We start from the raw sequence: 11,281 nt of genomic DNA, 5'->3' as shown, positions 1-11,281 counted from the left end.
ATCTCGCAAGCACGGTTCGGAGGGGGCTAGTCGGAAAAGGAACCTTCTGGAAACCTCGCTGGCTAGCTACCCACTTTCGACCGTATAGACCACAAAGCCTTAATCTCAAAGATAAGTACATACCCCACCTTAAACCGTCAAATTAAAGCATGGCTCAAGGCAGGGTATGGTGTCCAGGGTTCTTTATTCCCTACTAATGATGGCACACCACAAGGCGGGGTCATTTCTCCGCTACTTGCGAACATTGCCTTACATGGGATGGAAGAAAGAGTAAAGCAGTACGCGGAAACCTTAGAAATACATTCTCCCGGAGGATTGAAATTAAATAAATCCCAGAGAAGAGACACACTAAGCCTAATCCGTTATGCTGATGACTTTGTAATAATCCATGAGGATTTGAACGTAGTCAAGAAATGTCAGGAGATAATCGCAAACTGGTTAAGTGACATGGGACTGGAATTAAAACCGAGTAAAACAAAATTAACTCACACCCTTAACGAAATAAATGGAAGTGTTGGGTTTGAGTTCTTAGGATTCCACATACAACAGTACAAAGTAGGAAACTACCGTAGCTCCAATTCATCAAAAGGAATCCCATTAGGTTTTAAGACAATAATCACACCCTCCAAACAAAAGGTAAAAACTCATCTAGTCAAGATTTCTGAAGTAATAGATACCCATAAAACCGCCCCTCAAGCTGCCTTAATTAGCAAGCTCAATCCAATCATAAGAGGGTGGTCAAACTATTACTCTACCGTCGTTAGTAAGGATACCTATACAAAGGTTGACAGACTAACCTATGATAAGTTGAGAGCCTGGGCAACAAGGAGGGGAAAAGGGGGCATCAACAAGGACAAATACTGGCGAACAGTAGGCGACCGTAACTGGTGTTTCGGTACCGAAAATGGATGGGAATTAAAACAACATTCAGATAGGCCAATCGTAAGGCATATCAAAGTAAAGGGTGTTGCTAGTCCATTTGATGGAAACTGGACTTATTGGAGCAAGCGTAGAGGTGAATACCCTGAGACTCCCACAAGAGTTTCCAAATTAATCAAGCGTCAAAAGGGTATTTGTCCTCACTGCGGTTTGTATTTTACCAGTACAGACATTGTAGAAGTTGACCATATTAAACCGACCTCGTTAGGTGGAAAAGACACCTATGACAACCTACAACTTTTGCATAAACACTGCCACGACACAAAGACAGCAACAGACGGGTCAATGCGCTCTAAAGAAAGTGTTAAAACCTGATAGTTGGTCTTGAATCGTACCTATAGCAAAGGTGGAATCATCAAGGAGCGGAATGATGCGAAAGTATCACGTTCCGTTCTGAAGGAGAGGTAGGAGTGGTAACGCTCCTATCGACTCTAACCCAGTTGACCGTCAGGTTAGTTCACGAAATGGTGTTACATTTGTGCGATCGTCCCCAAAGCCTCTACCAACTGCTGAAGGTGTGCGAGCTCGTGAGTGGCCATCAGCGAAATCCGAATTCGACTCACGCTGACAGTCGGAGGCCGAATCGCCACAGCAAAAATACCCATCTCCTTGAGTTTGTGGCTAACTGTTAAAGCTGTGGCTGCATCTTTTAAGGGAAGACTGAAAATTGGGGAGAGGGAATTGCTAATTGGTAATTGGCGATTGGTAATCGCGCCATATTTGAAAGTTGCGATATTTTGCTGCAACCGAACTCGGCGTTCTGGTTCTTGCTGTACAATTCTCACAGCTTCCAAAGCAGCCGCCGCGTCAGCAGGTGTCAATGCTGTAGTATAAATCCAAGTCGCGGCTCGATTGCGCAGAAAGTCAATTAAAGCAGCAGAGCCCGCAACGTAGCCGCCCAAACTTCCCAAAGCTTTGCTGAGTGTCCCCACTTGAATCAGCGGTGTTCCCGTACACCCGAAATGTTCTGCGCAACCGGCACCGCTAGCACCGAAAACTCCTGTAGCGTGAGCTTCATCTATTAATAGCATGCAGTTAAATTGTTCGCCCAAAGCTAACAACTGCGGCAGCGGGCACAAGTCCCCATCCATGCTGAAGACGCTATCGGTAATAATTAAACACTTGCGGTATTTGGCGCGATTTTGCTCTAGCTTGGCCTTTAAATCCTCCAGATTGCAGTGACTGTACTCTAGCGCTGTTGCACCGCTGAGTGCGGCTCCGTTTTTGAGGCTCGAATGGTTGTACTTGTCAGATAATATCAAATCGCGCTTGCCGACAACGGATGCGATCGCCCCTAAATTTGCTAAATATCCCGAACTGAATACTAAAGCGTCTTCAGTTTGTTTTAAATTAGCAATAGCCTGTTCTAGCTGTCGGTGCAAATCGCGGTGTCCGCTTACCAACCTCGAACCCGTCGCACCCGTACCAAATTCTTTAGTTGCAGCAACAGCCGCTTGAATTAACCTGTCATCGCCCGCAAGTCCCAGATAATCGTTGCTGGCAAAGTTAATCAGCCACCGCCCTGCTAATTTTACCGCAGGTCCGGGGCAGCTTTCGATCGATTGCGGCGATCGATACCAATGGGCGCGGCGAATAGTGTCGAGAGACTTCTCTATCCAAGCGTAAGGGTCTGCGTTCATATTGTTCAGCGATCGGGTAATAAGTTATATTGTCTTATAATCATTCCCTGCCTATCACACAAGCATATGCCACTCACTAAAAAATACAGATTAGTCACCCGCAGCGATTTTGACGGTCTTGTCTGTGCCGTTTTGCTCAAAGAACTCGATCTGATCGACGAGATTAAATTCGTGCATCCTAAAGATATGCAGGATGGAAAAATCGAAATAACAAATAACGATATTAGCACCAATTTACCCTATGTTGAGGGAGTTCATCTAGCGTTCGATCACCATTTCAGCGAAACTCTCAGACACGAGAAAATCAAAATCAACCACATCATCGATCCCTATGCAGCTTCTGCAGCTAGGGTGTTGTACAAATATTATGGAGGCAAAGCAAAGTTTCCTACTATTTCCGACGCAATGATGGCGGCAGTTGACAAAGCAGATTCCGCTCAATTTGCCAAAGAAGAGGTTTTGCATCCGGAAGAATGGGTGCTGTTAAACTTCATAATGGACGCCCGAACCGGGTTGGGCAGGTTTAAAGAATTTACGGTTTCCAATTATCAGTTAATGATGCAGTTAATCGATTACTGCAAAAATCATACCATCGATGAAATATTGCATCTTCCTGATGTGAAAGAAAGAGTAGACCTTTACTTCGAGCACTCAGAAAAATTTCAAGAGCAAATACAGCGCTGCGCCCAAGTTTATGATAATTTAGTCGTTTTGGATTTGCGCAACGAAGATGTGATTTATGCGGGGAATCGTTTTGTGATTTACGCTTTGTTCCCCGAGTGCAATATCTCGATTCACGCACTGTGGGGACTGAAGCAACAAAACACTGTTTTCGCCGTTGGTAAGTCAATCTTCAACAAAACTTCTCAAACTAATATTGGGCAGTTAATGTTAAAATATGGCGGCGGCGGGCACCAGAATGCCGGAACTTGTCAGATTGACAATGATAAAGCTAGTAAGGTTTTGAAAGAGTTAATTGCCCAGATTGAGCAAAACGGTTAAATTGGCTTGATATTTTTTGCAGTCAGGACTTTAGTCTTTGATTATTTGAATTTTCAGGACTGAAGTCCGAACGATCGAACGGGAATTTTTAGGACTGAAGTCCGAACGATCGAACGGGGTTTATTCCTCAAGGTTTTGAGGTTGTGGATTTTGGGGGTTGAGATTTTCTGAACTGCGACTTTTGACTGGCGGCAAATGGTCTACCAAACCCATATCAAAAGCCACATCCGGCAAATCGGCAGCGTTGTATTTTCCTGGCTCAAACAATCGCCCGGGAGTAAAACAAGGCTGTTTCAATTGTACCACTTCCCCGGGTGAAAACATTCCCCTAAACATTTTGCGTTCGAGTCCCATAATTTCAACTCCTAAAACAACTCTCGCATTAATCTTAGCAATTTTTGAGCCGCAGCTTCCCAATTAAATAAATCCGCCGTCTCTCGGGCTTTCTGTGCTACCTGAAAACGCATCGGGTCTTCCACAATTTTTCGCAACTGTTCGCGAACAGACTGAACATTTGGTTCGGCCCAGTGAGGAGAATTTCGGATTTTCAGATACTGAGTATCGTAACACTCTCCGACAGGAATTAAATCGGAAGCAATGGGATAGCAGTTAGAAGTATTGGCGTACTCCGTCGGGCCGCCGTACAGAGTCATGGCGACGGGTAAACCCGCAGCAAAGGCATCCAAAATTTTTATCGCAAAACCTTCGCCGCGAAACGGTGCTAAAAAAGCATCTGCTGATAAGTATAAATCCGCTAGTTCTGCTTTAGTACAAAATTTAGGTCTTACGTGAATTTTTGACTTTAATTTGCCGAATTGCTTTTCCATATTTACGAGATGTTCCACTATGACATCAGGATTTTTGCCGCCATCTTTGATAATTAACTCTACGTTGGCATCATCTTTAAATTCTTGATAAAATGCTTGAAGGGCGAGATCGGTGCCAAATCTATACAAATCAAAAGAATTGGTCATGTGCAGAATATATTTTATATCTTTTTGGGTTTTTTGCGGTCTGGGAGAAGAGAGTTGCGAGATTAAAGGATTGAAGCCTAGAGGTATAACTGAGACTTTTTTGGCCGGACAGCCAGCTTTGATTAAAACGTTTTTAGAGTATTCGCTAACTGCTAGAATGTGGGATGAATTGTTGACAGCATCGTAAATCCAGTAATCATAATCATCATCGTTTTTAGCGAATTCGTAATTGATGGCAAAAAATTCTAAGTTGAGATGTCCGTTGAGTTCTTTGAGAAAATAAGGTTTCCAGTAATGAGACCATTTGATATGAAATAAGTCTGATGGGGGGGTGTTCATCCACTTGGCTAGCAGGTGGTTTTCTTCGTCTGTGGAATTGCGGGTGACGTGAGAGGCGATTGTCGATGGTTCGACAGAAATAGGAATTCCCATTTTGTCTAAAGTTGTCGCCAGCGATAGGGTAATGTCGGCGAAGGAATTAAAGTGTTTAAAACCGACGTTAAAGTGAACCATATTGATTTTAGATTTTAGATTTTAAATTTTAGATTTTAGAGGGGTAATTGGTCCTGGGGAATTGGGAATTGGTCCTGGGGAATTGGTAATTGGTCAACAGTTATTGTAGGGTGCGTCAGGTTAGAATGTTTTGAATACAGACTCAGAATTTTCGTCCGCTAAGCACCCTAGGGTTTGTTAGTTATTGAAAGAATGTAAGTGTAGGTAAGCCCCAAACGCATATCTAGTCAGTTATTTGCGATCGCCAATGCTATGATTTTGCTAAGATGCCGATCGCACTAAAATGACTGTACAGTCGCACCCGCGCGCCACAGCTTCCGGGATGTTCCCCTGAATTACCTGCTTGAGGAGCCCTTCGCGGCTCGCTCCCAGGACGATCGCATCGCACTGATCGTTCTGAGCCAAATCAATTAAAGCATCAGAAACCGATTTAGCGCAAACCGCAGTCGCTATTACCGAACAGCTAACCCGCCGCTTGATAAAATCCGCAGCTTGTTTTAATTCTACGCGATCGGGTTCTGCAACATCCGGCTGGTGCACCTGACACAATTTAATCTCCGGTAGAGCACTCGCAGCCACGAAAGCAGGTAACAGCCGCAAAGCCGCAGCTTGCTTGTAACTGCCGCGAATTGGTACTAACCAGCGCTGCAAACCCATCAGCGTGTGCAGTCCCAATTCTGGCGCTGGAATTTCTGCATTCGGCGGGGAAAGTTCACTTTCGGGTGTCGCTGATGAACTTGATGTCACAAATTGAGAATTTTCTGCGTCATCAACTCCTGCGTCATTTAACTGCCATTCTGTAGAGGCATATTCCCGCGCGCTGCTAGCTGCTAAAAACTCATTTTTCTGGCGTGTTACTAATAGTTTTTCGCTCCACTTCACCAAAACTACCTCGCAGCCTGCTTGCCGAATTACGGTATCGACCACATCGCCAAAAATGCGTCCTGTTGTGGATAATTCGCCTTGCCAGCCCATCAAAATTAAGTCAATGTGTCGCTCCCTAATTGTCTCCAAAATCGCGTTAGGCACGTTGTGAGCTACCCGTATTTGAGTGTGTACCGGCAAGTTCCAATTGCGAATAATTCGCTCGGCTTGTTGCAGGAGGCGGCGGCTTTTTGTTGTTCGCACTGCGCTTTCTGAGGGGGAACTGTTGCGCGGTACGATGATGATTTGCAGGCATTCTAATTCGTAATTGCGATCGCGCGCGATGGCGGCCGCCAGCCGCAGCAAAGCGGGTGCTGTTTGCGGGTTTCCCAGAGGCACTAATAATCGGCCGTTTCCGACTTGGGGGGCTCGGGTTTGATAGACTACATAGGAAGGTTCTGGATGCGGGCCTTGGGTTGTTTCTCCGCTGAGGCGATCGGATTCTACTCGGATAATGTCGCTGCGGGTAATAATTCCGACTAAATGCCGTCCTTCTACGACGGGCAAGCGGCTGATATTGTAGTGATTGAGCCTGTACAATACCTCGCTTAAAGTATCTCTTGCTTTGACGGAGATCGGCTGTGCAGTCATAAATTCTTTGAGCAGCGTCTTCCCGGACAAATTGCGATCGGTGGCTTTTGCTAAATCGGTTTGACTGATAATTCCCACCAATTTACCATTTTCAACTACGGGAAAGCCGCGGTGGTGCGATCGCGAAAAAGCCTGGATCACTTCATCGAAAGTTAGCACGCTTGACAGAGTTTCAACTCGGCTCTGCATGACGTTAGCTGCGAGCAAGTCGCTGAGAGTATCCGTTGCAGGTTTTGCCTTGGTTAGTTCAATGCCGTTAAACTCCAAAAGGCGATCGTACAGCGAGCCGCTGTCTACCTTTTCTGCGACTAAATAAGCAACAACAGAACAGATCATCAAAGGTAGCACTAATTTAAAATCCGCCGTAATTTCAAACACAATGACTACCGCAGTAATCGGCGCCCTAGAAACCGCGCAAAAAAACGCTCCCATGCCTGCCAAAGCATAAGTAGCCGGCAAACCGACGCCCAGGGAATTTGCTTGCACAATCCCGACGATGTGACCGAGTGCAGAACCCATCACTAAGGAAGGAGCAAACAATCCTCCCGGAGCTCCCGAAGCAGCGGAAATAATTGTTAGAAAAAAGTGAGCTACAAAAGCAATTAAACTCGTTCTACCGCTGGCTTCCCCGGTCAGCAGAAACTCCCGCAAACCCGTATTGTTGCGGAAATTTTCTGGCAAAAAAGCTATTACAAAACCGCAGATAATGCCAGCTAGAGCTATTCGCGCGGGCAAACCTAATTTGAGCGATCGCCTGTTAAATTGCAAGCTAGCAATAATTCCTTTGCTGAACAAAGCTCCCAGCAATCCGGCTAAAACTCCTAACAGTATGTAGAAGGGGATTTCCTGAGCTTGAAAACTGGTTGGGTACTCGCGCAGGTTCAGATTTAAAGTATCGCCGCCCAAAAGTTGCGAGACAACTGCACCGATAAATGAAGCGATAATTGCCGTCCCTAAAGTCAATCCCGAAACGTCGTGCAGCAGTTCTTCAACTACAAACAAAACTCCGGCAATGGGAGCGTTAAAACCAGCAGCCAATCCCGCCGCAGCGCCGCAAGCAATCAATTGCCGGCGGTAGTCTGGGGAAGTCGGCATCAAGTGACCGATCCAGCCGGCCAAGGATGCTCCTATTTGTACAGTTGGGCCTTGCCTTCCTAATGTTAAACCGGAACCAACTGCTAAAATTGTGGTCAGAAGTTTGGCGACTGCTACTCGCAAATCTAAGGAAAGATTGACGCCGCCGAGAGCTGCTTTGACGTGGGGAATGCCGCTCCCAGCAGTTTCTGGAGCCAAACGCTCAACCAAGAAACCTGTCAGCAACCCGCCGCACAAACCGACGCTGGGAAGCAATATCCAAGCTGGAATTACTGTCGAGGTAGCAACTCGCCAACTGCCGAGTTCTCCGACTCCTAATTTTAGCAAAACGCCTGCGAGTCCGGCGACTAAACCAATCAGGCAAGCTTCAAAAATAGCGAGGCGTTTCGGTCGTAAAAACAGTTGAGATTCGATGACCCTGGAAGGTTCCCTCAGTTGTTTAGGGATAGTAATATACGGCATAAATAGGGTTGACTGCCTGCGAATTGTATGCTCGACTCGACTTTAGCAAAAAATCCCTCGCTTTGAGAAAATATAATTAATTTTTAACCGCAGATGCACGCAAATCAACCCGGATGAATTCTATATGTTTATGGAACCCATTTGATATGTTGTGAGCGATCGCAAGCAGTAGAAGAGCTCGCAGCAGTCGATTTAACATAACAAGTACCGAAGAACTACTTCCCTGATTTGTTGAGACTCACTTTGCTGAGGATTAGATCGCCCATTTGGCAAATTCAATTCCAATAACACAACAACCATCAAAAGTCAACCCTCAACCGCCCTCATCGCCAAAGATCCGACTTTTCCGACTTTTCCGATTTGAAGATCCGACTTTTCCGACTTATACAAACAGCCGCCGGCAGAAATAATAGAGATAGCGAAAGTCAACCCGCGATCGCTTGGGTTCTATATGCAGTTGGATTTTGGCGAGATGTAATAAATTTTTATTTCATAGAAATCACTTAAGTGAGCGCAACGTAAGGTGATAAAGTACACCTTATGGAGGATGCGGGTATCGATCGCGAGTCTCAGTGAATAAGTGCGATCTCGCTCTCCCCATGTCCGTTGCTTTCAGAAGTAGTTTAGAAAATTAAAGTGTGAGGTTTGTTATGACTGATACATCCAAATTGCTGAAAGAATTAGAAAAAGAGCCCCTATTTAAGGATCAGTGGTGGCTGCTCAACAAGGGGCAGGGAGTCGCGAATAATAATGTCACCCCAGGCACTCGCGGCATTGACCTCAACGTACTGCCTCTGTGGCCGTTCTATACGGGTAAGGGTATCAAGGTAGGCGTGCTCGATGATGGTGTCGATCTTAAGCACAAAGATCTGCCACCAGCCACAGGTTTTGATGCGACAGGCAATCATGGCACCCCTGTAGCTGGGATTATTGCAGGAAAAAAAGATAAAGTTGGGACTGTCGGCGTTGCTTACGAGGTAGCGAGCATCGGCAGTTTCCAGAACAACGATGATACCCCTAGCTTGCAAAGCCAAGTTAACTTCGACGTTTCCAACAATAGCTGGGGTGGTGTGACCCACTTTCAAGTTGATAATGACGGCAATTTCAAAATAGCCCCTGAACCCGGCAAAGCTATCGAAAAGGCGGTTACTAAAGGTCGTGAAGGGTTAGGCACTGTATTTGTCTGGTCAGGGGGAAATGAGCGCGAACACGTTAATCCAAATTTGCTCCCAGCACAAAAGCGGGGGAGAAATGTCAACTCAGGCAATTACGAGAACAACCGCTATGTAATAGCCGTAGCAGCGATCGACAATAATGGAGTTGTTGCCTCTTACAGCAATCCCGGTGCGCCGCTTCTCGTCTCAGCTTTCGGCGATGGAGGCAGTATTGCCACGGTCGATCGTACTGGCAATGATGGCGACAACACAGACGAAACAGCAAAAAATGGGAGCAACTTTCCCAACTCCAACTACACCAACGACTTTAACGGCACCTCATCAGCAGCGCCGATGGTTTCGGGGGTTGCAGCGTTAATCCTGCAAGCCAATCCCAAACTCGGCTACCGCGACGTTCAGGAAATCCTGGCTTACTCAGCCCGCAAAAATGACCCAAATAATAAGGAGGTTCTAAGCAAGAAGTATGGATCTGCTGATAAACCTGAGAACATTCCCAAAGACACGTGGAAATTCAACGGCGCTAAAAACTGGAACGGTGGCGGACTCCACGTCAATCACGACTACGGTTTCGGATTAGTCGATGCCACAGCAGCAGTGCGCTTGGCTGAAACTTGGCAGCCGCGATCGGGACCTGCCAACAATGAAGCGGCAACTGCGGCAACTAATAATGAGAAATTTCGACTTGTCAATTTGACCCTCCCAGGAGATCAGAAAACACCGTTAAACATTCCCAACAATGATTCCAAAGGTATTACTGGAACATTCAATGTCGGTACAGGCATCAACATAGACAAGCTCGAACTAGACTTGAATATCGAGCACGGTCAATTTCAAGACTTAGTAGTCAAGCTGACATCTCCCGATAAAACCGAGAGTGTCATTCTCGATCGTGTCCCTTACTACACCGAGGTAGAGAAAAACGGTAAAGTCAACGACTACGGTTTCAAAAAGACCAATTTTGGGGTCGACGCAGGCACAACCGTTAGCTACACCTTCAGCAGCGCCCGCCACTGGGGAGAAACCGGCCTTGGCGATTGGACGCTGAATATTTCTGACAACAGCGACACCAACGACCCCCAAAATACCGATGAAAATGACACCAGCGGCAACAATAGTGGCAAACTCAAAGGCGCAACTTTGCGGTTGTACGGCGACGATACCATCAGTGACAACACCTACATCTACACCAACGAGTTCGCCAGTTTCACCAATGAAGCCGATCCAAAAGATGCTGCACGCAAAACTCTCAGCGACCCCGAAAACAAAGGCAACGACATCATCAACGTTGCGGCAATCACTGACGACGTTACCGTCAACCTAGCGCCCGGTGGAACAAGTACCCTACCAGGCCGCAAAGTTACAGGAGAAAAACTCGCCACTCCTCAAACCCTCACCATCGCCCCCGACAGCCTCATCGAAAATGCCTTTGCTGGCGAAGGAGATGACTCAATAGTCGGCAACCAAGCAGCCAACACCCTCTACGGCGGCCGCGGCAACGACACCCTCGTTGCCGTTTACAGCAGCGCCTCCGGTAGCGGCGACACCCTCATCGGCGGAGGCGGTAAGGACAGCCTAGTTGGAGGCAGTGGCAACACCACCTTCATCCTCGATGCCAACACAGCCGCAGGCAGCAGAATTAAAAATATTGGTGGTGTCGCCAATAATTTAATCCTCTACAACAGTACCCTGCCCAGCACCCTCGCAACATTGCAGGACTCGAAGTTGCCGAAGCTTACTCTGACAAAAACCCTCGCAGCGGGACTGAACGGGATTGCCAAAGAAGGCAACGATTTGCTGATCGACCTCAACGCTGACGGCAAGGTAAAATCGCGGGATGATTTGACCGTTGAAGACTTTTTCTTGCCTGCTAGCGGCAAATTCCAAAACGTCGGCAACCTGCTTGGCAGTGACATTCTCGGCGTTGCCCCAGCCTCGTCAGGGAACAATGTAATTACTGCCCCAACTC

The 11,281-nt window shown here is 46.7% G+C and carries 7 protein-coding genes; 3 read left to right on the top strand and 4 right to left on the bottom strand.

Annotation, left to right across the window (positions count from 1 at the left end):
• Window positions 1-84 precede the first annotated feature (84 nt).
• Window positions 85-1,254, top strand: a complete 1,170-nt coding sequence (locus QUB63_RS28165; RefSeq protein ID WP_332948677.1) for a group II intron reverse transcriptase — start codon at window positions 85-87, stop codon at window positions 1,252-1,254.
• Between the two features lie 155 nt (window positions 1,255-1,409).
• Here QUB63_RS28165 and bioF read toward each other — a convergent pair whose 3' ends face one another.
• A complete protein-coding gene (bioF, locus tag QUB63_RS28160; RefSeq protein ID WP_332948674.1) occupies window positions 1,410-2,579 on the bottom strand; it encodes an 8-amino-7-oxononanoate synthase in 1,170 nt (389 codons plus the stop codon).
• Between the two features lie 66 nt (window positions 2,580-2,645).
• Here bioF and QUB63_RS28155 point away from each other — a divergent pair, with 66 nt between their 5' ends.
• Window positions 2,646-3,581 carry an exopolyphosphatase gene (locus QUB63_RS28155; RefSeq protein ID WP_332948673.1) on the top strand — a complete coding sequence of 312 codons (936 nt, stop codon included), beginning with the start codon at window positions 2,646-2,648 and terminating at the stop codon, window positions 3,579-3,581.
• A gap of 120 nt (window positions 3,582-3,701) precedes the next feature.
• Here the strand turns inward: QUB63_RS28155 and QUB63_RS28150 are convergent, their stop codons facing one another.
• From QUB63_RS28150 to QUB63_RS28140, 3 genes are all read right to left on the bottom strand, one after another.
• A complete protein-coding gene (locus QUB63_RS28150) occupies window positions 3,702-3,935 on the bottom strand; it encodes a hypothetical protein (RefSeq protein WP_332948672.1) in 234 nt (77 codons plus the stop codon).
• An 11-nt stretch (window positions 3,936-3,946) separates the two neighbouring features.
• Entirely contained in the window at window positions 3,947-5,068 is a 1,122-nt protein-coding gene (locus QUB63_RS28145) for a glycosyltransferase family 4 protein (protein WP_332948671.1), read from the bottom strand.
• A gap of 261 nt (window positions 5,069-5,329) precedes the next feature.
• On the bottom strand, window positions 5,330-8,140 hold the full coding sequence (locus QUB63_RS28140; protein ID WP_332948670.1) for a chloride channel protein: 2,811 nt from the start codon (window positions 8,138-8,140) through the stop codon (window positions 5,330-5,332).
• 650 nt (window positions 8,141-8,790) lie between these two features.
• On the opposite strand from QUB63_RS28140, the gene QUB63_RS28135 reads away from it, so the two are divergent.
• A partial coding sequence (locus tag QUB63_RS28135) for a S8 family serine peptidase (RefSeq protein WP_332948669.1) occupies window positions 8,791-11,281 on the top strand: 2,491 nt, incomplete at its 3' end.

The sequence above is a fragment of the Microcoleus sp. ARI1-B5 genome (genome assembly GCF_036705795.1).
Taxonomy (GTDB): Bacteria; Cyanobacteriota; Cyanobacteriia; order Cyanobacteriales; family Microcoleaceae; genus Microcoleus.
This window is presented reverse-complemented; position numbering and strand designations above follow the sequence as displayed.